Consider the following 21,478-nt stretch of genomic DNA (forward strand, 5'->3'; position numbering starts at 1 on the left):
AAACCTTTCATTAATTTGAAAGGTTTTTTTTATTTTTTTAAAATTATTTGTGCGTTTCATCGATTTTATTTGCTTTTAAACGATTATGTCTTTTATATTTACAACGTCACAAATCAAATGCAAGCCTAATGAAATCAAAACTTATTCTTCTGTTCCTAGTAACTTGTTTCTCCAACCTACAAGCACAAGTAGACACGCAAAAACGTTTCCAATCCGATACCCGAAAGTATTATGTTTGGAATACCGATTTTGAAAAATATGAATTGATAGAAACCGAATACGAGCATGCTACTATTGACATCCGTGAAATCGGTTCTAAAACCAATGGTTATATTGTAATCAGTATGATTGATAACGGTCAGGTTCGCATGCACCATGGTTCGATTTACAATTTTAGCAAAGACAGTGATACAGAAGGTTCATGGTCTATACAATCTAAATACATGAGAGCACGATTGGTATACAATCCCAAAGAAAATACCATGACCTATATGTATGACGGTAATAACAAACGCTACAAAAGACTGATGGTTTTTACAGTTGCTCCCGATGAATTACCCGAAGCCAACTTAAAAAGTGTAGTAAGAATGGAGTAAATTTCTTTTTGACAAAATGCTTTCCTTTAAGGAAACTGATAATTACCTTTGTCAAAAATTCCACTCATGTCAAATATTTATTTAGGGTATCATTTTTCTGTTGAACCCAAAGAACCGGGTTCTGAAATCTTAATTGCTGAATTAGGTGAAAAACCGTTTGAGAGTTTCATCGAGACCGACAACGGGTTTAGTGCCTATATACAGAAAGATTTGTGGACAGAAGATATTCTGGAAGATATTTATTTGCTGACATCACCCGAATTTAAAATCACTTATACCATTGAAGAAATCGACCAAGTCAATTGGAACGAAGAATGGGAAAAGAATTTCGAGCCTATAGATGTGGATGGCAAATGCCACGTTCGTGCACCGTTTCACCCAAAAACAGAAGCCGAATTCGATATTGTAATAGAACCTAAAATGAGTTTCGGAACCGGTCATCACGAAACTACTCACATGATGATCCAACATTTATTGGAAACTGATGTTAAAGGAATGAAAAGCTTAGACATGGGTTGCGGCACCGCCATCTTAGCCATTTTAGCGGAAATGAAAGGCGCCAAACCCATAGACGCTATCGACATTGACAATTGGTGTTATTTGAATTCTATTGAAAATGCAGAGCGTAACAATTGTAAAGACATTACAGTTTACGAAAGCGATGCCGAATTGTTGAAAGGCAAAAAATACGACCTGATTATAGCCAACATCAACCGCAATATTTTACTAAACGATATGCAGCAATATGTAGATTGTTTGAACAAAAACGGTATTCTTTTGTTGAGTGGTTTTTACACCGAAGATATTCCGTTTATAGACGCCAGCTGTACAGAAAAAGGTCTGACTTTTGTAAAGCAATTCGAAAGAAACAATTGGGTTTCTTTGAAATACCAATATTAAACTCAAAACTTTTTACACGGTAACCACTATGAGTACGATAGAGAAAATTCAAGAAGAAGTTTTAACAGAAGAACAAATTGGAACCAACAACGAAATTGTTCTATACAATGACGACGTGAATACTTTTGATCATGTGATTGATACTTTGATTCGTGTATGCCAACATACTGCCGAACAAGCCGAACAGTGCGCTATCTTAGTACATTACAAAGGAAAATGTACGGTGAAAACTGGTTCTTTCGACGAGTTAAAACCTCAATGCACGCAACTGTTGGAAGCCGGTTTGAGTGCGGAAATCATTTAACGTTTTGAAAATTATCCTTTAAATTTCCAATCGAATTCGTCGTTGTCTTTGATAATAGCACCAATTTCTACTCGTACAACTTCACCAAATTCAGCTTGTAAAATCAACCAATTGCTTTCGTTGAAATGATTTTCAAAGGAATCAAAATCTTCTGTTGACCAGGATTTAAAAGGCAAGTCCGATTTAAGTGTTACCACATTCTTGCCAATCACTTTTAGCCCTAAAACAGTACTTTCCGGATGGGAACAAGCGATATACCCTAAGCGAAAATCTTCATCTTCATAGAACGTCAGACTCAACTTTTGTGCATTGTACAAATACAACACATTATCGTCTTCGTCTTTGAATTGTTTGGATGGCTTACCGTAAATGGCTTCTACCTGGTTTTGTTTCATCCCGAAAAGCAATTGATCGACGCCGTTTTTTGGATTGATAATCATAATACTGATGGTTTTAATTAGGAGAAATGATTTTAGACAAAGATTGAAAATGGTTCTTAAAATCCGTTCCTATTCGTTATTTTTACGCCACAAAAATACAATTTATATGGGACTTTTTTCTGCACTTATGGGCAATGCCGGACAAGCCAGTTCGGAAGATTTACAAAAGCAATACGGTCAATTATTATTAGATGACGAAAAAATCGAAATGGGTTTCAAACTCATCCGAGATTTTTTCATTTTCACCAACAAAAGATTGATTCTGGTAGAAAAACAAGGCCTTACCGGAAGTAAAATCGAATACAAATCCATTGCTTACAAAGCCATCAGCCGATTTAGCGTAGAAACGGCCGGAACATTTGACTTAGAAGCAGAATTAAAAATTTGGGTGTCCAGCGAACTCAATCCGAGTATCAACAAACAATTTACCAAATCGGTTAATGTTTACGAGGTTCAGAAGGTATTAGCCTTTTATGTACTGTAATCCGATTAATACTCAAATACTCCAAACTCACTTTTAATAGTGAGTTTTTTGTTTACGGAAGCTTCTACCCTACCTACAACTTGAGCCTCAACCCCAAATGATTCTGAAATAGAAATGATGTCAGAAGCGATGGCCTGAGGAACATATATTTCCATGCGATGTCCGCAATTAAACACTTGGTACATCTCTTTCCAATCGGTTTGAGAATTCACTTGGATGAGTTTAAACAATGGCGGTACCGTAAACAGATTGTCTTTAATCACATGCACATTATCAACAAAATGCAATACTTTGGTTTGTGCACCGCCGGAACAATGTACCATGCCGTGAATTTCATTAGAGGTGTATTTCTCTAAAACTGCTTTGATAATCGGAGCGTAAGTTCGGGTTGGTGATAAGACTAATTTCCCGGCATCTATTGGAGTGCCTTCCACCGAATCGGTCAATTTTGTTTTTCCGGAATACACCAATTCATTGGGCACAGCCGAATCAAAACTTTCCGGATATTTTTCGGCTAAATATTTGGCAAAAACATCATGACGTGCCGAAGTTAAGCCGTTGCTTCCCATACCGCCGTTATAACTTTTTTCGTAATTCGCTTGTCCAAAAGAAGCCAAACCTACTATCACATCGCCGGGTTGGATATTCGCATTATCGATTACATCCTTACGTTTCATACGAGCCGTTACTGTAGAATCGACAATAATAGTTCTAACCAAATCACCTACATCAGCGGTTTCGCCACCGGTAGCATGAATAGTAACTCCGAAAGATTTCAATTCGGCTATCAACTCTTCCGTACCGTTGATGATGGCCGAAATTACTTCGCCCGGAATTAAGTTTTTGTTTCTTCCGATAGTAGAGGAAAGTAAAATATTATCGGTAGCACCAACACACAATAAATCGTCGATATTCATGATTAACGCATCTTGTGCAATGCCTTTCCATACCGAAATATCTCCGGTTTCTTTCCAATACAGATAAGCCAAAGACGATTTAGTTCCGGCACCGTCGGCATGCATGATCAAACAATAGTTGTCGTCGTTGGTCAAATAATCGGGGACAATTTTACAGAAAGCTTTTGGAAATAAGCCTTTATCGATGTTTTTGATGGCGTTGTGCACCTCTTCTTTGGAAGCTGAAACGCCACGTTGGTTGTAGCGTTGACTGTGATCAGAACTCATGTTGTGTTGTTAGTTGTTGTGCCACAAAGGTAAGGGTAATGGAACAATTAAACAATGTACTAATGGAACAAATAAAAATTGCTACATTGATGAATTGCTACATTGATTTATCAATTCTCTAAAATCAAAATCTCCACTCTTCGGTTTTCGTTGGCTTCCGTTTCATTGCGTTCCGGAATTTTATGAATGGGTTTGGAAACACCGAAACCTTTGAATTTCATTCTTTTTCTATCGATTTTATTGCGCAGCAAATAGTTGTAAATGGCACGTGCACGTGCGGTAGAAACATCGTTTATATCGACTGCGGATTGACAGCAAATATGACCTTGAATTTCTATTTTGAGCTTAGGGTTTTCTTGTAAAACACACAGCAAATCATACAAAACCGGTTCAGACGACGGTACAATTCGGGCGGAGTTATTAAAAAAATAGAGATTAGGAAGCGCTACAGTTTCTCCGGCTTTGGCATTTTTTAAATTTTGGGTAAGATTGCTTTCTACGGGTTTAGGTGCTATTTCGGAGTAGAAAATAGTCACACGACGGTTTTCGGCTTGAATTTTTGATTGTTTAAAGTCTTTTCCAAAGGCAATTTGCTCTAAATCGGCTTTGAATTTCAAGTCACTTTTTTCCAATAAATCTTTCACATTGGCAATGCGCCGTTGTGCCAAGTGCTTGTTGTAATCTTTGGTATCAATACTGTCACAAAAACCCAATAATTTAGCTATTTCAATGTTTTTGTTATTGGCAATCCATTCATTGAGCGCCAATATTGAATTTTGATTGGGAAAGTCTTTGTTGAAATCGAAAAAAACGTCAAACTGCTTTTGACCTAAACTAGTTAGGGAAATCAAAAACAGCACTATGATCAATTTAAATTTCATCACTTTTCTACAATTAAAATTTCTACCCGACGGTTGGCTTTGCGTTCGGATTCATTTCTTTCCGGCACTTTATAAATCGGATTATTACTTCCAAATCCTTTATAAGATAAGCGGTTCATGGCAATGCCGTTATCTCTTAAATATTTAAAAATCACCAATGCTCTTCTATAAGACAATTTGGTGTCCATTTCGTTAGGATTACAACAAATATGGCCGTGTATGGCGATTCTTAGTTTTGAATTTGAATACATAATACGTAATAATTCTTCCAAAATTGGCAACGATATTGCTTCAATTTTTTCTGAATTGAACAGGAAATTGATATTATTTATTTTAATCAAATCCCCTTTTTTAGCCTTGTCAAATTTAAGCTCCAACTCAGAGGTTTCCTTCTCAATTAATCCTTGAGTATCGAAAGGCGAAATCTCTTTTTCATCGTTTAGCCCTACTATTTTTGCCTCTTTTGCATCCTTACTTACAGTTTCATTCAGAGTATAAAAAAAAGCCACTTTTCTGTTTTCTTCTTGCTTTTTAGAATAGTTAAAATCTTTTCCGAAAGGCATTAACTCAACTTTATCACTAAACTTTATACTGTCTTTTTTGAGTAAAACTAAAACGCTGTTAATTCGTCTCATGGCCAAATCTTTGTTGTATTGGCTATCATCAACACTGTCACAAAATCCTAAGACCTTAGTAATTTCTGCCGACTTGTTATCTGCAATCCATTGGTTTAGTTTGGTTAACGAAACGGGATTGGGGAAATCTTTATTAAAGTCGAAAAACACTTCATATTGCTTTTGAGCAAATGAAATGTTTGAGATAAAAAGTAAAATGAGTATTCTGAATCCCATTATTTTTCAAAAATTAAAATTTCTACTCTTCTATTCTCTTGTTCCTCCAAAGAGTTTTGTTCTGGTATCTTGTGTATTGGTTTTAAATTGCCGTAACCTTTATATCGTAGTCTGCTTTTTTCAATTTTATTTTTTACTAAATAGTCATAGACAGCTTTAGCCCTTAGAGTTGAAAGTCCGCTAACATCATTAACAAATTGACAACAAACATGACCTTGTATTTCAATTTTCAAGTTTGGATTATCTTTTAAAATTTGAGCTAATTCTGCCAAAACCGGTTCCGATAATTCAACAATTTTTGTGGTGTTAAGATAAAACCGTATACTGAATAATCGAATGGTTTCTGATTTATTAGTCAACTCAAACTTTTGCTGCAAATTTTCCTTTTCATTTTTAACTAAGAATAAAAATTCCGACTCATTTTCATTACTTCCAACTTGAGTTAATATACTTCTATTTTCAAAATATAAAAAAATTACTTTCCTATTTTCCTCTTGCTTTTTTGACCATTTAAAATCTTCCCCAAAAGTTTTTAACTCTAAGCTATCACTAACCGATATCTTGTCTTTTTCCAGCAAAGCCAAGACATTACTAATTCGTCTCATGGCCAAATCTTTGTTGTATTGGCTATCATCAACACTGTCACAAAATCCTAAGACCTTAGTAATTTCTGCCGACTTGTTCTCGGCTATCCATTGGTTCAGTTTGGTTAACGAAACGGGATTGGGGAAATCTTTGTTAAAGTCGAAAAACACTTCATATTGCTTTTGGGAAAAACCCAAAAAAGTAAATAAGAATAAAATTAAACAAATTCTCATAGCCTTAATTTTCGACAATTAGAATTTCAACCCGGCGATTAGCTGCGCGTTCTGCTTCATTCTTTTCAGGCAACGGATGAATGGGTTGCGAACTTCCGAACCCTTTGTAAGACAATCTGGCGCGATATACTTCGTTGGTAATTAAAAAGTTATAAATAGCTTTAGCCCTTTGGGTAGACAAATCGGTTCGGTCAACCGGCATGCAGCACAAATGGCCTTGGATTTCAATTTTTAATTGTGGATTATTTTGCAACACCAATAATAACTCATAAAGTTTACCACGAGATTCGGGTACAATAGCGAATGTATTGATGACAAAATTCAGGTTGTCTATTTTTAGTTTTTCTCCGGATTTGGCATTGCCGACACGCTTCATAAAATCGCGGTCCAATTTGTACTCGGTTTTAGTACCGTTAGGATTTTCGAAGACTAATTTTTCCGGATATTCTATTTCGGGTTTGGGTTCTTCGACTACAGTAGTCATCGGTTTTAGTCCGAGAATTTCATCTTCACGCGGAATGTCTTGCTCAAGGATGTAAAAAATGGTCACGCGCCTATTTTCGGCTTTGATGTCAGACTGTTTGAACTTTTCCCCTAAACTCAATGTTTTAAAATCGGCTCTGATTTGGATTTGATCTTTGACTTTCTCAAAAATAAAATCGACTCTTTTTTGGGCTAAAGTATCATTAAATCCGGTCGTTCCGTCTTCGTCTGTAAAACCGTGTATGGCGACTATTTTATGATTACTGTTGGCCAAAAGCCATTGGTTAAGGCGATTTTCTTCTTTTTTAGTCAATTCGAATTGATTGCTGTCAAAATACAAGCTGATTTGCTCTTGGGAAAAAGCATCGGCAACTAACAATAGTAAAACAACAGTGAAGAAATGGCGTAACATGAAACAAATTTATAAGTATAACGAAGTTACAGCATTTTTAATATAAAAACACCCGACATTTTTTAAATATCGGGTGCTGTTTTTATTAAGTGAGTTCTTATCTTGTAAACAACAACTCTCTGTATTTGGTCAATGTCCAAACTTCGTCGTCTACCAACAACTCCAATTTATCACAATGCTCTCTGATGATTTCGAAGTATGGTTTTACTTTATCACAGTAAGCTTCGGCCATTTTTTGAGCATCGGTTAAAGCGTTGGCTTTTTTACGGGCTTCGGTCATGGCTTCCACATTAGAATTGATTCCTTCGATGTGCGCAGAAATTTCTTTAATCAAGGAAATTTGTTCTTTGGCTATTTTTTCAAAGTCTTTCCCAAAAATCTCTTTTAATCCGCGTACGTTTTCAATTAATGTATTTTGGTAACGAATCGCTGTTGGGATTACGTGGTTACGAGCAATATCGCCTAACACTCTTCCTTCGATTTGGATTTTTTTAGTGTATTCTTCCAATTCGATTTCGTAACGGGCTTCCACTTCTACATGGTTCATTACTTGTAACTCTTCGAACAACTCTAATGCCTTTTTAGACACTTTAGCTTTCAAAGCGGCCGGAGTAGTTTTGTGGTTGCTCAAACCTCTTTTCTTAGCTTCTTTTTCCCAAGCATCGCTGTAACCGTCGCCTTCAAAAAGGATATTTTTAGTTTGCTTGATGTATTCTCTTAAAACATTAAAAATGGCTTCGTCTTTTTTCAATCCTTTATCGTCGATAAGCGCGTCAACTTCTTTTTTGAAAGCTTTCAATTGTTTGGCCACGATAGAATTCAAAGTAGTCATCGCGTTAGCACAGTTAGCAGAAGAACCTACGGCGCGGAATTCGAATTTGTTTCCGGTAAACGCAAATGGTGACGTTCTGTTTCTATCGGTATTGTCCAACATTACATCCGGAATTTTACCTACTACATTCAGTTTTAAATCAGTCTTTTCTTCAGGAGATAACTTTCCTTTAGAAACACCTTCTAACTCTGCCAATACTTTGGTCAATTGTGCTCCGATGAAAACCGAGATAATAGCCGGTGGCGCTTCATTAGCTCCTAAGCGGTGGTCATTACTGGCTGTGGCGATGGAAGCTCTTAACAACTCTTCATACTCGTTAACCGCTTTGATGGTATTGATAAAGAAAGATAAAAATTGCAAATTGCTCATAGGAGTTTTACTTGGAGAAAGTAAGTTAACTCCGGTATCTGTTGCTAAAGACCAGTTGTTGTGTTTTCCGGAACCGTTTACACCTTTGAATGGTTTTTCGTGGAATAACACTTTAAAATCATGACGCTCTCCTACTTTAGACATCACATCCATTAACAAGGAATTGTGGTCAACTGCTAAATTGGTTTCTTCAAAAATGGGGGCCAACTCGAATTGGTTTGGTGCCACTTCGTTGTGACGGGTTTTCACCGGAATGCCTAACAGCATGCATTCTTCCTCCAATTCTCTCATATAATTTAAGGCACGAGACGGAATCGAACCAAAATAATGGTCATCTAATTGTTGCCCTTTGGCTGAAGTATGACCTAATAAAGTTCTACCTGTTAACAACAAATCCGGTCTTGAATTGGCCAATGAAATGTCAACCAAAAAATATTCTTGTTCCCAACCTAAAGTAGCTGTAACTTTTTTAACGTTTTTATCAAAATATTTACATACTTCAGTAGCCGCTTCATCAACCGCATTCAAAGCACGCAATAATGGTGTTTTGTAATCTAAAGCTTCTCCGGTGTAAGAAATAAACACTGTTGGAATACACAAAGTTGTTCCGAAAATGAAAGCCGGTGATGTAGGATCCCAAGCGGTATAACCGCGGGCTTCAAAAGTATTTCTGATACCACCATTCGGGAAAGAAGAGGCATCAGGTTCTTGTTGTACCAATTGTCCACCGCCGAATTTCTCTACCGGATCTGAACCATCATAAGACGTTTCAAAGAAAGCATCGTGCTTTTCAGCAGTAGTTCCGGTTAAGGGTTGGAACCAGTGAGTATAGTGTGTTACACCTTTAGTCAAAGCCCATTCTTTCATCCCCATAGCAATATAATCAGCCAACTTTCTGTCGATTTTAGTTCCGTGCTGTACTGCATCTTTTACTCCTTTATAAGCATCGGCAGTTAAATACTGCTTCATTGCTTTATCATTGAATACATTAGAACCGAAAAGTGCCGATTTTTTATTGGCTTCTTCGAATTTTACCGGTTTTCTGCCTGAGGCATCTTTTAATGCTTGAAAACGTAAAGTTGACATAAAAAAATATTTTTAAATGATTATACCCTAATAATTTTGTGCAAATATAACAATATTTCGATTTTAAAATAAAATAACCCTATTTTTTTTAGGGGTAAAATGATAATATTGTAAAATATAGATTTTCCTTTCCCTGTCTTATCTCTTGATTTTTTATTATACATTAAAGCGGTAAAAATCCTATCTTTGCGTAAACTTAATTATATATCATGACGGTTTGGATTATTTTTTTGGCGCTAATCTTTTTGTTCTTGGCCTTAGATTTAGGTGTTTTCAACAAAAACCCACACATTATTAAACCAAAAGAAGCCGGAATATGGACCGGAATCTGGGTATCGCTATCATTTGTCTTCAGCATAGTGGTAGGATGGATTTATAAAAACGGACTCATAGACAATCCAACCGATCTGACACCGACTGTGGCTTCTATGAAGTTTATTACCGGTTATTTGATAGAATTGTCCTTAAGTGTGGATAATATTTTTGTGATTGCGGTCATTTTTTCCTCTTTTAAAATCCCGCAAAAGTACCAACATCGCGTTTTGTTTTGGGGCATCTTAGGCGCTATAGTCTTTAGAGGATTGATGATTTTCTTTGGCGTAATTCTGATTAATAAATTCAGTTGGATGACTTACCTGTTTGGTGCCTTTTTGATCTTTACTGCTTTTAAAATGTTGTTCAAAGGAGAGGAAGAAGAATTCAATCCGAAAAAATCGTTTGTTTACAGAAATTTGCGCAAAATAATGCCGATTACCAGTCATTCCGACGGGGAACATTTTTTTGTAAAAAGAAGACACATTACTGCGGCTACTCCTCTTTTTGTGGCGCTGATTGTGATTGAAGTTATGGACATGCTGTTCGCTTTAGACAGTGTTCCGGCAATTTTGGCCATCACTTCCGATCCGTTTTTAGTATTCAGCTCCAATATTTTTGCCATCTTGGGTTTGCGTTCGATGTACTTCTTTTTAGCGAATATGTTGGAGAGATTCAGCTATTTAGAATATAGTTTGATTGCCATATTGACCTTTGTAGGAATCAAAATGCTCATTATTCATTATTACAAATTTCCGGAATGGGTTTCACTGGGTTTTATTGCATTGTCCCTGGCTGCCGGTATTATAGTTTCTATGAGCCGTAAGGAATCGGAATAGATTTTATTGATAAATCCACATCAAAACAGGTTTCTTAGTCGCTTTTAACATCGGGGCAATCTTCTTCATGTTTTGGTTGGAAATCGTTGGGCAACCCCAACCTTCAGGCGTTCCGTTAGGGTAAACTTCTTTATCGGAAACTTTTTCCCATGAATGGAAAACAATGTAACGCGATTGCGCATTGCTGTTGGTGTTTTCCAGACCGTGCAGTACATATTTGACATTGATTCCCCAATCACTCCAAGCCCTTTGCCCGATTTTATATTTACCCAAAGAAGAGCAATGACTGCCGTCTTTATTGCTGAAAGTCGGATTGTCTTTTGACCAAGTTTGACTCCACGGATAATTACAACAACCGTGACCAACAAGCATTTGTAGAGTAATCTTATTTTGTTTGAAATCGTACACAAAAAAACGATTCAATCCCGAGTGAATACTCATGTCAATTAGTATACAAAAATCTTGGTTGAAGTTGTTTTTACGACAAAAAGTCAAAGCTTCCTTAGCCTTTTCATCGGTTTTAGAAACATCGACTTTAGGTTTGTGTTCACTTTTATACTTATAGTTGATACTATTGTAGCCGTAAGCAACAACCACTGCGATTAGCAACAGAAGAACAATCTTTTTTTTCAAGAGTTGGTTTTTTATGTATAACGCAACAGTTTGATTTATAGCATAAAAGATATACAATAATTTAGGCTGGGGGATTTTCATCAAAATTCACCATCCAGTTGATGCCGAATTTATCTTTTAACATCCCTAAATAAGCACCCCCAAAAAGTTTGTGTCATGGGCATGAAGGCATTTCCGCCTACTGCTAATCCATTATAATACTATCAGCTTCTGCCTTACTCGATGTATTAACCGAAACAGAAATATTGGTTCCGATAATCGCATCACCGCTAGCAGATGTACTGTCGCTTCCCATAATAACAGTATTCCCAATCGGTAAAGATATTTGCATAATTCTATTGGCTTCTTCCTCGGAAATCTGAGGACAATTGTCATCGGCCGGCATATCTTTGAATCTGCCCATATATGGAAATTCGCCTCCAAAAACGGATTGGTAAAAAAGGAATGCTTTTTCACAATTTCCGTTGAAAATTAAAAAGGATTTACTTGAGTCATTTTAAATAGTTTTAATAGTTGTTTTACAAAGTGATATTTACAACAGATTATTTAAATATTTTTTAGTTTCTTGTTCAAATATACAACTTCCCGCTAGTTAAAAAACAGTATAATGGGGAGTAGCATTCTTCTCCTATTGCGTTAATTAACAGTAAATAATACCCGAAAATAGCTTTCAGTCGTTTTAAATAAAAATAGCAAGAAATATCTTGTACTTTTATCGAAGTAAGTGATACCATTCATCGAAAATAACAACAAATCTTTGACAAAAACCGAAGTATTGTAATATATTTGTGTACTGACATCCAATACATTTTAAGAAAATTAGCTATCTAATTAAACTAATATGAAAGAATATGGCTTAAAATCATTCTAAAATCAAAAGAAAATCACTAATCCTTATTAATCCCCTAGCCTAATGAAAAAAATTACCCTACTCCTCGTTCTATTCTTGTGTGCGTTTACGAGTACCGCACAAGTTGTTACAACCATAGCCGGCTCTACGGCCGGGTATACTGATGCTGTCGGAACTTCAGCACAATTTTACGGCCCGAGAGCTGTTTGCTTAGACAATAACGGATATATGTATGTTGCAGACTACACCAATAATTTGATTCGAAAAATTGAAATCGCCACTAATACAGTCAGTACTTTAGCAGGTTCTACTGCAGGTTTTGCAGACGGGATTGGAACAGTAGCAAAATTTAATGGCCCTAGCGGTATTTGCACTGACAATAACGGTAATTTGTATGTGACCGATTATTTTAATTTCAAAATTCGAAAAATCGTAATTGCCACCGGTGAAGTCAGCACTTATTCCGGATCCAATTTTGGTTATGCCAACGGCGATTTGACTAATGCATTATTCAATGCTCCGGTTGGCATTTGCAGAGAAGGCAACTTCTTATATATAACGGAAAGCATCAACACCAAAATCAGAAAAATTGATATGGTCAACGGTACAGTTTCAACCTTGGCCGGATCTGTACAAGGCACTATAGACGGTATCGGAGAAGCCGCACAATTCGACGGATTATCCGGAATTTGTCCGGACGGAAACGGCAATCTTTATGTGGCTGAAATCAACAACCATCGTATCCGAAAAATCGTTATCAATACCGGAGAAGTAACCACTTTTGCAGGAAGCGGTGTTACCGGATTTAACAATGGCGCAGGCATAACTGCTGGATTTGATAGTCCGATGGGATTAGCTATAAGCAACCAAAACTATTTATTTGTGGTAGATTATGGCAATAACCGAATCAGAAAAATAGATATAGGAACCGCGGCAGTGACCAACTTTGTGGGGGCTGTTCAAGGCTATCTTGATGGTTCAGGAGTAGCTGCAAGATTTTTCGAGCCTATAGGAATATGCTTTGATCCAAATGGTTTGCTTTACATAGCCGATAGAGGCAATCATAAAATCAGAAAAGTTACAGCCATCTTAAAGGCTGAAGAATTTGCCTTACCATTATCCGTAAAAATATATCCTAATCCAGCTGTTGATACTGTTACTATCGAGACCAACAGTAACGATGGAAATGCTCAATTAATCATTACAGATTGTGTTGGAAAAGAAGTGTACAAACAACAAACAACATTATTATCGACTACTGTAAACACTTCCGGATTGAGCAAAGGCATTTATTTTGTTAGCCTTCATGAAGGGACAAAATCAGTTACCCAAAAACTGATAATTCAATAAAAGATTAAAGCTAATTACCCTGAACGCAGTCTGAAAAGATTGCGTTTTTTTATGACTAAACTATCGAGTTATTCGTTTGAGTTGTTTTTCGATTACCGTTTTAATCTCCGGAGACAAATTGGCTTTGTAGACTAAACCAACATAAACCAAAGAAACCAAAGCCGATTTAAACACGATATTTACTATCGGATGGAAGTTAAATTCCCAATAATAAAAGGCAAAGAAACAAAGTAATCCAATGGCTAAGGCGTAAAAGTTTTTCAGCGTAAATGGATAGAGATTCATTTTTAAAACCACAAAAAGCAATTTGGCCAAACTATACAATGTAATCGAAATGAGCGTGGCCATTGCCGCACCGTTGATGCCGTAAAGCGGAATAAAAAAGTCATTCAGTGAAATGGCTAAAACCGCTAATAACAATCCCAAAAACAAAACGGCTTTATAATATTTGGAGTTGAAAATAATCGCATTGTTATTGCCCAAAATCAAATCAAAATATTTAGAAATTCCAATCATAAAAACCACAAAAACACCACCGCGATAATTTTCGGGTAAGAGCAAATAAAGTTGGTTGATATTGACCAAAATCCCAACTAAAACCAATCCGCCCACAATTTGCAAGGAAATGGATGTCTTTTTATACAAGTCGTTTAACTCATCGTGTTTGCCTTCAGTCATTAATTTGGCGGTAATGGGATAAGTAATTTGGTGCATGGCTCGACTGGGAACTGAAATTACAGTAGCGATAAAAATGGCGACCGAATAATAAGCAATATTTTCAATTTTGATGTATTGGGCAATCATGGTTTTATCTATGTCGAGTAACATATTGGCAATACTTCCCGAAAGAATGATAAACAGAGAATAAGTTAGAATTGATTTGAAATTGTGCGGTAGTTTAAACGAAAAATGTATCGGCTTTACTTTATGGGCATAAAACAACATTACTAAGGTAGTCAGCAAATAAATGCCCATCAAAATATCGACAAAAGTCTCAACAGTAATTGTTTCGAAGTAAACGGCAAAAAGAAAGATACTGATGAATACACGCAATAAAACTTCTTTGACAAAACTTCCGAAAACGGATTGCAAATGCACTTTTACCCAAGCATAGAAAATCTCGAAATAGCCCATACACAAACCTATCACCGGAATTTGCCATACATAGTCGTAAATAATCGCGTTTTCACTAGATAGAAAAGTAGCAATTTCTGTGTAAAAAACCGTTCCTATGAGTCCGATTGGAATAATGGTCAGCAGCGGTAAAACCATCACAAAAGTCAGGAATTCACCTTTTTCTTTTTCGGTTTTGTATTGGGTAAAGAATTTGACCAACGTATTGTGAACGCCAAAAGCCATCAACGGAAAAATAATATTCGCCGAAGACAAAATATATCCGGTTAAGCCATAAAACTTTTCACCCAAAAAATGAGGATACATGAATAAAGTATTCGCCGCGCCAATCGCAAAACCAATATAGGTGATGATGGTGTTTTTGATGGATTGGTTGACTACGATGCCCATTTTTGAGTTAGGAGTTTTGAGTTAGGAGTTTGGAAAGTTGTCCTGTCAAACTTTTTCGTGAATATTGTTGCAAACCAACGGCATGAACTTTCAAATTTTGCTGTTGATATTCCTGATAATAGTTCAAAAGTAAGGCTTTTAGTTTTTCTTTCTCGTCATAAGTAAAGAAAATGCCGGTATTTGTTGAAGTGATAATCTCGGCAAAATCGGAACCTTGCGGACCAATCGCTACTATAGGTCTTTCGGAAACCATGTATTCAAATAATTTTCCGGGAATGATACTTTTAGTGTCTTCTGAATTGATTTCAATCAGCAATAAAACTTGTGATTTTCTTTGGTGTTCGACAGCTTCTTGATGCGATATGTAGCCTAAATTCAACACATAATCATTGAGTTTGAATTCAGAAATTGTGTCTAACACTTCCTGACTCACCGCGCCGATTAGTTTGAGCTGAAAATCTTTTTTAAAATCTTGGTTTTCTTGGGTCAACTCTTTTAAGGCTTTCCACAATATTCTGGGGTTTCTTTCCGATAAAAAAGAACCGATATGTGCCAAAGAAAATTTTTCATCCAACGGTTGCTTGGTGATTTTTTCGACGTCGTAACCGTTAGTAATCACTTCTATCGGACGCGAAGTTATGGCTTCAAATTCGGCTTTGGTAGTTTTACTGGTGACGATAATCGTGTCCGCTGTGTTTAAAACTTCATGCTCTAAAGCTTTGTGTTTTTTTTCGGCATATGAAGACAATTTCAAGGCTTTATGATAACCAATGGTGGTCCAAGGATCACGAAAATCGGCTAACCATGTAACGCCTAACTCTTTCTTCAATTGCAAACCAATGAGATGCAAACTATGCGGCGGACCGGAAGTTACGATAGTATCGATGTTGTTTTCTTGGATGTATTTGGTTAAATATTTAATCGAAGGTTTCACCCAAAGAAAACGCGCATCCGGAATAAAAATATTCCCTCGAACCCAAAGCAAAGTCTTTTCTAAAAACGATTGTTTTTTTGGGTTCGGAATAATCCCTGAACTGATTTTCTTGGTTTTGTTTTTACCGAAAAAAGAAGCCAAACCATAAGGTTCAAATATTTTGTTTTTCAGGATAATGGCTTTTTCCGAAACTTCGCTTTCCAAACCATTATCAATGATGGGATAAGTTGGGTTCTCCGGTACATATACTATAGGTTGAACGTTGAAATCGGGCAAGTATTTGACAAACTTTAACCAACGCTGAACGCCCGGACCGCCGGCTGGTGGCCAATAATAAGTAATGATTAGCAGTTTCTTGGAATCAGACATTATGCTACTTTCTTCCCTTTTTGTTCAAAATAAACTACTCCAACGATTACCAAAATCATCAAAATCGAACTGACTAAGGCAATCGTACTGCCGGTTTTGATTACTTGTGGTTCAAACTTGAATTCGATGGTATGTTTTCCTTTTGGAATAACCAAACCGCGTTGCACATAATTCACTCTTTGGATTTCAGCCTCTTTGCCATCAATAGTTGCTTTCCAACCTTGGTAGAAGTTTTCAGAGAAAACCGCAAAACCATCGTTGTTATTATTCGAGGTATACTTAATCACATTAGGTAAATGTTCTTCTAATTTGATTGTGGCTAAACTGTCTTTGGTAAAAGATTTCGGCAATTTGGTTGTAAGTTCTTCTGATGCACTGATAGTTGCGGTATTCTTGGTATCGATTTTACCCAATACTTTCATTTCCTCATCGGCTGTATTCACAGTCTTTAATTCGGTAACAAACCAAGCGTTACCGTTAATGAAAGGATTAGTAACCGCTACACTCTCGCCGTCATTGGTTTGCAGTAAAAGATATTTGATATTCAAGGCATTCATAATTGGAATACTCTTGGTTAGCGTCATGGTTTGAGGATCGATAATTTTCCCTAAATCATTCAATTGTCTGTCGATTTGGTAATCAAACAGTTGCTCATAACGTCGAGGTCGAACAGCGCTGTAGCCGCCAACCGATTTGTGAAAATAAGATGTTCTGCCTTGTAATCTTCCTTGCAGTTCATACACTCGGAAAACCGAATTATCCTGAAGGATTTTATTATCGGCTTCGGTAACTTCGAAAGGTTGGTCGATTTCGCGAGCACTTCTGAATTGTTTCCCGTCGTTACTCACATAATTTTTATCGATAAAGAACAAATCACCTGCCATAAAAATTCCAATGATAACAACAGCTGTAGTTGGCATCAATTTTCCTTTCAGGTAAAACCACATTACGCCAAAAGTGATCACCATAAAAAATCCGGAACGCAACAAATCACTGGTAAACAAATCCATACGGTCTTCCTTCAAAGCTTCAATAAAGCCTAGTCCGAAAGTTTTGTCCTGACCTTGATTGAGCATATCCGCAATTTGAGTATCTACTGCACTAGAGAAAGAGAAAGCTCCTTTGAAAAGATAAATCAACACTATCAAACCTATGGCCGTAGCGGCTGTATACAACAATGATTTCTTTTGGTTTTCGGTGTCTTTAAAAAACGATTGCAATCCCATAATGGCCAAAACCGGAATACACAATTCCAAGATAACTTGTATAGAAGAAACCGCTCTGAACTTGTCGTACAAGGGCACATAATCGATAAAGAAATCGGTTAAAACAGAGAAGTTTTTTCCCCATGACAACAACAAAGAAACTATAGCGCCTGCCAAGAAAGCATATTTTATTTTACGCTTATCGTGGTACAAAGCCAAAATAAACAAAAAGAAAACAATAGCACCAATATAAGCCGGTGCCGCTACTATAGGTTGATCACCCCAATAAGTTGGCGCATAGTTTTCGGTGAAGGTTTGGGCCTCGTTTTCGTTGGCACCATATGACAACATATAATTGTACACATGCGACTCAGTCCCTAATTTTTCGCTATTGCCACCACCGTAAAGTCGAGGCGCAATCAAATTCAAACTTTCCCCTACTCCGTAACTGTACTCGGTGATATAGTCTTTCGACATCGAAGCTGTTTCAGTATTTTTAGAACCATCGGGATTAAAAGTCAATTCGCTTTTGCCTCGCATACTGAAATCGGAGTACTCTTTGGTAGCCATCAAACCGGAAGCATTCACCCCAACGGCTAAAAGTACGGCAACCAAAAATGTACCGGCGATTTTGGGAATTGACTTTAATTCATTCTCTTTACTTAATTTATAAAGAAAATAGACCGCTAAAACCAACAACAAAATCAGCAAATAATAGGTCATTTGAAAGTGGTTGGCATTGATTTCGAGAGCGACTGCCAACATCGTCAACAAGCCACCATGCCAATATTTTCTCTTGAAAACCAAAATAAATCCGGCAACAACCAACGGCATGTAAGCAATAGCATGCGCTTTGGCATTGTGTCCTACACCGAGAATAATAATAAGATAAGTTGAAAACCCGAAGGCCAAAGCTCCGAAAAATGCTTTTAAAGGATCGATTCTAAAAACCAAAAGCAAACCATAAAACCCTAAGAAATAGAGAAACAAATAATCTGCCGGTCGCGGTAAAAATCGCAAAGCATCATCTAATTTCCCAATAAAATCATTTGGATAATTGGCTCCTAATTGATAGGTTGGCATACCACCAAAAGCAGCATTGGTCCAAAAAGGTTCGGCATCAAACTCAGCTCTGAAATCATTTTGCTCTTTCGCCATTCCGGTATATTGCACAATATCGGATTGGTAGATTTTTTTGCCTTGTAAAACGGGATAAAAATAAATTAGGGAAATAAGAATGAATCCGAGAATGGCTAATAAATGTGGATAAAACTTTTGAAGTTGTTTCATGTTTTTGGGTTAGGTTTTCAAGTGAAATTACTTAATTTCTTCGAAATCGATGTATTCACCAACAATTTTCTTTTCTCTGGGCTTATCGCTTTTGGGCGCTTGAGCTTGTTGTTGCTGTTGGTATTGCTGCTGTTGTTGTTGAAATTGCTGGGTAGCTTTTTCCACTACTTTTTTAGCTACTACCGGCAAAAACAATCGCGCTAAAAACTTAAAAATGTAGTAGAAAGCTATAATGTAGAGTATCGTTTTGAACAATCCGCTGTAAGAGGCCGTATCCATACTGTAAAATAATTTTTGTCAAAAATACTAAATTCCACAATGTAAAATTCGCTGTAACCTCTTAAATAAATGATAAATTATATTACTTTTGGAAGACCGTATTCCCATTAAATCCAATACTATGGTCAAAATAAAAATCTTTAGAATTTTGTTGTTTTCACTACTGTCAACAACTGCTTTTGCACAGTACACTGATCTTATTAATTCTAACAGACCCGGAAAATCCATGTCGGCATTCTCTGTGGGCAAAACGGTTATTCAGGCCGAAGGTGGTTTGTACGGTATACGTGAAAAACACGACTTATCGCGCTATGAAGCCAACGGATTCGGTACGGAATTGAGTGTTAGATATGGCGTTTTTTTTGATCAATTCGAATTCAATTTGGAAACACAATACCAATATGATTGGTACAAAGCACCATTAGTAAACGATACTCGTGGTGGTTTTAAACAAGTAACATTGGGTGCAAAATATTTGGTTTTTGATCCTTTTTTAAAACTGAAAGATGACAAACCTAATGTATACAGTTGGAAAGCCAATCACAAATTCAGTTGGAAACAATTCATACCTGCGGTCGCTGTTTATGCGGGATTTAATTTGAATTTAGGAACCAATCCTTTCACCTTTGAAAGCGATCCTACAATCAGTCCGAAGTTGATGTTGATTACCCAAAATCAATTTGGCACCAAATGGGTTTTCGTGACTAATATTATAGCCGACAAATACATGACAGATTACCCGAGCTTAGGCGTTATTGCAACCTTAACTCGTGGATTCAACATGAGATGGTCGGGTTTTGTAGAAATGCAAGGATACAAAAGTGATTTTTATGCCGACAATATATTCCGATTTGGAGCGGCTTATTTGGTTAGAGAAAACATACAATTAGATGCTTCTATAGCGAAAAACATTAAGGATACTCCGGCCATATTGTACGGAGGAGTTGGCTTGTCTTGGCGTTTTGACAGTAATTATGAAACCAATTACACCCGTATTAAAAACGAGAAAAAAGACGACAAGAAAAAAGATAAAAAGTCAAAACGTGACAAAGGCAAAAAAAGAAAAGACGAAGTTGAATTAGAAAAAACTCCATAATGATAACTGTAAAAGAAGCCAACACCAAAGCACTTCTAAATGATTACGTAAAATTTCCTTTTTCCCTATATAAAAATCATCCTTTTTGGGTTCCGCCTTTGATAAGTGATGAATTGGAAACCTTTGACAAAACCAAAAATCCGGCTTTTACTTCTGCCGAAGCTTATTTCTATTTGGCCTATAAAGAGGATAAAATTGTTGGGCGAGTGGCAGCCATCATCAATTGGGATGAAGTCAACCAACAACAAAAAAAGAAAGTTCGCTTTGGTTGGTGGGATGTGATTGATGATATAGAAGTGACCAAAGCACTATTGGAGAAAGTTTATGAACTTGGCCACAAGAATCAATTAGAATATGTTGAAGGCCCAATGGGTTTTTCAAATTTAGATAAAGTAGGCGTGCTTACAGAAGGCTTCGATGAATTAGGTTCCATGATTACTTGGTATAATTTTCCTTATTATAAAGAGCACTTGGAGCAATTAGGTTATGTAAAAGAGAAGGAATATTTGGAAAATAAGTTTCCTTTTTCAAATGTAAAACCTGAATTTTTTTATAAAGCACAAGAGTTGATCAAAAAACGCTATGAATTAAGACCCTTAAATTTTAACAACACCAAAGACATAATGCCTTATGTGGACGAAATGTTCGATTTATTCAATAGAAGTTATGCAAACCTCTCCTCTTTTGTAGCCATAACAGACATTCAAAAAGAATATTTCAAAAAAAAATATATCAGTTTTATTAATCCTGAATATATCAAGTTTGTTGTAGACAAAAATGATAAAATTGTAGCCTTCAGTATTGTAATGCCTAGTTTTTCAGAAGCCTTAAAAAAAGCCAATGGAAAACTCTTCCCATTAGGATTTTATCATTTGCTCAAAGCAAAAAAACAAAGCAAAGAAGTCCTTTTTTACTTAATTGGTGTAGATCCCGAATACCAAAGTAAAGGAGTTACTGCCATCATATTTAATGAATACTACAACACTTTTAAAGAAAAAGGAATTCAAAATTGTATCAGAACACCTGAGTTGGTAGACAACCATGCCATTCACAATCTTTGGAAACATTTCAATCCCGAAACTTTCAGAAGAAGAAGAACCTATCGTACTAACCTTTAAACTATATTCCTTTTTGATAAAGGGATTTTTCATATAAAA

22 protein-coding genes are annotated in these 21,478 nt (G+C 36.4%); 9 read left to right on the forward strand and 13 right to left on the reverse strand.

Features of this window, described 5'->3' with window-relative positions; translation table 11 throughout:
* Positions 1 to 128: 128 nt before the first annotated feature.
* From ACIQ32_RS06250 to ACIQ32_RS06260, 3 genes are all read left to right on the forward strand, one after another.
* Entirely contained in the window at positions 129 to 596 is a 468-nt protein-coding gene (locus tag ACIQ32_RS06250) for a hypothetical protein (protein ID WP_396194834.1), read from the forward strand.
* Positions 597 to 662: 66 nt separating this feature from the next.
* Positions 663 to 1,496 carry a 50S ribosomal protein L11 methyltransferase gene (prmA, locus tag ACIQ32_RS06255; RefSeq protein ID WP_396194835.1) on the forward strand — a complete coding sequence of 278 codons (834 nt, stop codon included), beginning with the start codon at positions 663 to 665 and terminating at the stop codon, positions 1,494 to 1,496.
* 28 nt (positions 1,497 to 1,524) lie between these two features.
* Positions 1,525 to 1,800, forward strand: coding sequence for an ATP-dependent Clp protease adaptor ClpS (locus ACIQ32_RS06260; protein ID WP_396194836.1), 276 nt, complete (start codon positions 1,525 to 1,527; stop codon positions 1,798 to 1,800).
* Between the two features lie 11 nt (positions 1,801 to 1,811).
* Here ACIQ32_RS06260 and ACIQ32_RS06265 read toward each other — a convergent pair whose 3' ends face one another.
* Positions 1,812 to 2,240 (reverse strand): hypothetical protein, encoded by a 429-nt coding sequence (locus tag ACIQ32_RS06265; protein ID WP_396194837.1) that lies wholly within the window; start codon positions 2,238 to 2,240, stop codon positions 1,812 to 1,814.
* Between the two features lie 106 nt (positions 2,241 to 2,346).
* Here ACIQ32_RS06265 and ACIQ32_RS06270 point away from each other — a divergent pair, with 106 nt between their 5' ends.
* Positions 2,347 to 2,724 carry a PH domain-containing protein gene (locus tag ACIQ32_RS06270; RefSeq protein WP_396194838.1) on the forward strand — a complete coding sequence of 126 codons (378 nt, stop codon included), beginning with the start codon at positions 2,347 to 2,349 and terminating at the stop codon, positions 2,722 to 2,724.
* 5 nt (positions 2,725 to 2,729) lie between these two features.
* On the opposite strand, the gene ACIQ32_RS06275 is transcribed toward ACIQ32_RS06270, so the two are convergent.
* From ACIQ32_RS06275 to ACIQ32_RS06290, 4 genes are all read right to left on the reverse strand, one after another.
* Positions 2,730 to 3,908: an AIR synthase related protein gene (locus ACIQ32_RS06275; protein WP_396194839.1), complete on the reverse strand. Its 1,179-nt coding sequence runs from the start codon at positions 3,906 to 3,908 to the stop codon at positions 2,730 to 2,732.
* A 110-nt stretch (positions 3,909 to 4,018) separates the two neighbouring features.
* Positions 4,019 to 4,789, reverse strand: a complete 771-nt coding sequence (locus tag ACIQ32_RS06280) for an OmpA family protein (protein WP_396194840.1) — start codon at positions 4,787 to 4,789, stop codon at positions 4,019 to 4,021.
* On the reverse strand, positions 4,789 to 5,640 hold the full coding sequence (locus ACIQ32_RS06285) for an OmpA family protein (RefSeq protein WP_396194841.1): 852 nt from the start codon (positions 5,638 to 5,640) through the stop codon (positions 4,789 to 4,791). The genes ACIQ32_RS06280 and ACIQ32_RS06285 overlap by 1 nt, the downstream gene beginning before the upstream one ends.
* Positions 5,640 to 6,245 carry an OmpA family protein gene (locus tag ACIQ32_RS06290; RefSeq protein ID WP_396194842.1) on the reverse strand — a complete coding sequence of 202 codons (606 nt, stop codon included), beginning with the start codon at positions 6,243 to 6,245 and terminating at the stop codon, positions 5,640 to 5,642. The genes ACIQ32_RS06285 and ACIQ32_RS06290 overlap by 1 nt, the downstream gene beginning before the upstream one ends.
* Here ACIQ32_RS06290 and ACIQ32_RS06295 point away from each other — a divergent pair.
* Entirely contained in the window at positions 6,244 to 6,480 is a 237-nt protein-coding gene (locus tag ACIQ32_RS06295) for a hypothetical protein (protein ID WP_396194843.1), read from the forward strand. The two genes, ACIQ32_RS06290 and ACIQ32_RS06295, sit on opposite strands and share 2 nt — an antisense overlap.
* Here ACIQ32_RS06295 and ACIQ32_RS06300 read toward each other — a convergent pair.
* Positions 6,463 to 7,353 (reverse strand): OmpA family protein, encoded by an 891-nt coding sequence (locus tag ACIQ32_RS06300; protein ID WP_396194844.1) that lies wholly within the window; start codon positions 7,351 to 7,353, stop codon positions 6,463 to 6,465. The genes ACIQ32_RS06295 and ACIQ32_RS06300 overlap by 18 nt on opposite strands.
* A 97-nt stretch (positions 7,354 to 7,450) precedes the next feature.
* A complete protein-coding gene (locus ACIQ32_RS06305; protein WP_396194845.1) occupies positions 7,451 to 9,640 on the reverse strand; it encodes a glutamine synthetase III in 2,190 nt (729 codons plus the stop codon).
* A 209-nt stretch (positions 9,641 to 9,849) separates the two neighbouring features.
* Here ACIQ32_RS06305 and ACIQ32_RS06310 point away from each other — a divergent pair, with 209 nt between their 5' ends.
* Positions 9,850 to 10,791, forward strand: a complete 942-nt coding sequence (locus ACIQ32_RS06310) for a TerC family protein (RefSeq protein WP_396194846.1) — start codon at positions 9,850 to 9,852, stop codon at positions 10,789 to 10,791.
* A gap of 3 nt (positions 10,792 to 10,794) precedes the next feature.
* On the opposite strand, the gene ACIQ32_RS06315 is transcribed toward ACIQ32_RS06310, so the two are convergent.
* Complete coding sequence (locus tag ACIQ32_RS06315; protein ID WP_396194847.1) at positions 10,795 to 11,424, reverse strand: murein L,D-transpeptidase catalytic domain-containing protein; 630 nt, start codon at positions 11,422 to 11,424, stop codon at positions 10,795 to 10,797.
* Between the two features lie 184 nt (positions 11,425 to 11,608).
* The gene (locus tag ACIQ32_RS06320) at positions 11,609 to 11,827 is read right to left on the reverse strand and encodes a hypothetical protein (protein ID WP_396194848.1); all 219 of its coding nucleotides are present in this window, start codon (positions 11,825 to 11,827) and stop codon (positions 11,609 to 11,611) included.
* 510 nt (positions 11,828 to 12,337) lie between these two features.
* On the opposite strand from ACIQ32_RS06320, the gene ACIQ32_RS06325 reads away from it, so the two are divergent.
* Positions 12,338 to 13,624 (forward strand): T9SS type A sorting domain-containing protein, encoded by a 1,287-nt coding sequence (locus tag ACIQ32_RS06325; RefSeq protein WP_396194849.1) that lies wholly within the window; start codon positions 12,338 to 12,340, stop codon positions 13,622 to 13,624.
* Between the two features lie 60 nt (positions 13,625 to 13,684).
* Here the strand turns inward: ACIQ32_RS06325 and ACIQ32_RS06330 are convergent, their stop codons facing one another.
* From ACIQ32_RS06330 to ACIQ32_RS06345, 4 genes are read right to left on the reverse strand one after another with little or no spacing between them, the layout of a single operon-like run.
* Entirely contained in the window at positions 13,685 to 15,148 is a 1,464-nt protein-coding gene (locus ACIQ32_RS06330; protein ID WP_396194850.1) for a lipopolysaccharide biosynthesis protein, read from the reverse strand.
* A gap of 7 nt (positions 15,149 to 15,155) precedes the next feature.
* Complete coding sequence (locus ACIQ32_RS06335) at positions 15,156 to 16,451, reverse strand: glycosyltransferase family 4 protein (protein ID WP_396194851.1); 1,296 nt, start codon at positions 16,449 to 16,451, stop codon at positions 15,156 to 15,158.
* On the reverse strand, positions 16,451 to 18,946 hold the full coding sequence (locus tag ACIQ32_RS06340) for a YfhO family protein (RefSeq protein ID WP_396194852.1): 2,496 nt from the start codon (positions 18,944 to 18,946) through the stop codon (positions 16,451 to 16,453). Before ACIQ32_RS06340 ends, ACIQ32_RS06335 begins: the two co-directional genes overlap by 1 nt.
* Before the next feature lie 27 nt (positions 18,947 to 18,973).
* Positions 18,974 to 19,225, reverse strand: coding sequence for a DUF4834 domain-containing protein (locus ACIQ32_RS06345; RefSeq protein WP_396194853.1), 252 nt, complete (start codon positions 19,223 to 19,225; stop codon positions 18,974 to 18,976).
* 121 nt (positions 19,226 to 19,346) lie between these two features.
* On the opposite strand from ACIQ32_RS06345, the gene ACIQ32_RS06350 reads away from it, so the two are divergent.
* Positions 19,347 to 20,321, forward strand: coding sequence for a transporter (locus tag ACIQ32_RS06350; RefSeq protein WP_396194854.1), 975 nt, complete (start codon positions 19,347 to 19,349; stop codon positions 20,319 to 20,321).
* Positions 20,321 to 21,439, forward strand: coding sequence for a GTP cyclohydrolase (locus ACIQ32_RS06355; RefSeq protein ID WP_396194855.1), 1,119 nt, complete (start codon positions 20,321 to 20,323; stop codon positions 21,437 to 21,439). The genes ACIQ32_RS06350 and ACIQ32_RS06355 overlap by 1 nt, the downstream gene beginning before the upstream one ends.
* The last annotated feature ends 39 nt before the right edge of the window (positions 21,440 to 21,478 follow it).

The organism is Flavobacterium sp., assembly GCF_044373165.1.
Classification (GTDB): domain Bacteria; phylum Bacteroidota; class Bacteroidia; order Flavobacteriales; family Flavobacteriaceae; genus Flavobacterium.

Excerpts from the sequence above, each read along its gene's own strand:
- ACIQ32_RS06265 (WP_396194837.1), bottom strand. The coding sequence starts at position 2,240 with ATGATTATCAATCCAAAAAACGGCGTCGATCAATTGCTTTTCGGGATG.
- ACIQ32_RS06295 (WP_396194843.1), top strand. The coding sequence starts at position 6,244 with ATGGCCAAATCTTTGTTGTATTGGCTATCATCAACACTGTCACAAAAT.
- ACIQ32_RS06290 (WP_396194842.1), bottom strand. The coding sequence starts at position 6,245 with ATGAGACGAATTAGTAATGTCTTGGCTTTGCTGGAAAAAGACAAGATA.
- ACIQ32_RS06325 (WP_396194849.1), top strand. The coding sequence starts at position 12,338 with ATGAAAAAAATTACCCTACTCCTCGTTCTATTCTTGTGTGCGTTTACG.
- ACIQ32_RS06345 (WP_396194853.1), bottom strand. The coding sequence starts at position 19,225 with ATGGATACGGCCTCTTACAGCGGATTGTTCAAAACGATACTCTACATT.
- ACIQ32_RS06275 (WP_396194839.1), bottom strand. The coding sequence starts at position 3,908 with ATGAGTTCTGATCACAGTCAACGCTACAACCAACGTGGCGTTTCAGCT.
- ACIQ32_RS06280 (WP_396194840.1), bottom strand. The coding sequence starts at position 4,789 with ATGAAATTTAAATTGATCATAGTGCTGTTTTTGATTTCCCTAACTAGT.
- ACIQ32_RS06250 (WP_396194834.1), top strand. The coding sequence starts at position 129 with ATGAAATCAAAACTTATTCTTCTGTTCCTAGTAACTTGTTTCTCCAAC.
- ACIQ32_RS06330 (WP_396194850.1), bottom strand. The coding sequence starts at position 15,148 with ATGGGCATCGTAGTCAACCAATCCATCAAAAACACCATCATCACCTAT.
- ACIQ32_RS06340 (WP_396194852.1), bottom strand. The coding sequence starts at position 18,946 with ATGAAACAACTTCAAAAGTTTTATCCACATTTATTAGCCATTCTCGGA.
- prmA (WP_396194835.1), top strand. The coding sequence starts at position 663 with ATGTCAAATATTTATTTAGGGTATCATTTTTCTGTTGAACCCAAAGAA.
- ACIQ32_RS06305 (WP_396194845.1), bottom strand. The coding sequence starts at position 9,640 with ATGTCAACTTTACGTTTTCAAGCATTAAAAGATGCCTCAGGCAGAAAA.
- ACIQ32_RS06260 (WP_396194836.1), top strand. The coding sequence starts at position 1,525 with ATGAGTACGATAGAGAAAATTCAAGAAGAAGTTTTAACAGAAGAACAA.
- ACIQ32_RS06335 (WP_396194851.1), bottom strand. The coding sequence starts at position 16,451 with ATGTCTGATTCCAAGAAACTGCTAATCATTACTTATTATTGGCCACCA.
- ACIQ32_RS06350 (WP_396194854.1), top strand. The coding sequence starts at position 19,347 with ATGGTCAAAATAAAAATCTTTAGAATTTTGTTGTTTTCACTACTGTCA.
- ACIQ32_RS06285 (WP_396194841.1), bottom strand. The coding sequence starts at position 5,640 with ATGGGATTCAGAATACTCATTTTACTTTTTATCTCAAACATTTCATTT.
- ACIQ32_RS06355 (WP_396194855.1), top strand. The coding sequence starts at position 20,321 with ATGATAACTGTAAAAGAAGCCAACACCAAAGCACTTCTAAATGATTAC.
- ACIQ32_RS06300 (WP_396194844.1), bottom strand. The coding sequence starts at position 7,353 with ATGTTACGCCATTTCTTCACTGTTGTTTTACTATTGTTAGTTGCCGAT.
- ACIQ32_RS06270 (WP_396194838.1), top strand. The coding sequence starts at position 2,347 with ATGGGACTTTTTTCTGCACTTATGGGCAATGCCGGACAAGCCAGTTCG.
- ACIQ32_RS06310 (WP_396194846.1), top strand. The coding sequence starts at position 9,850 with ATGACGGTTTGGATTATTTTTTTGGCGCTAATCTTTTTGTTCTTGGCC.
- ACIQ32_RS06320 (WP_396194848.1), bottom strand. The coding sequence starts at position 11,827 with ATGGGCAGATTCAAAGATATGCCGGCCGATGACAATTGTCCTCAGATT.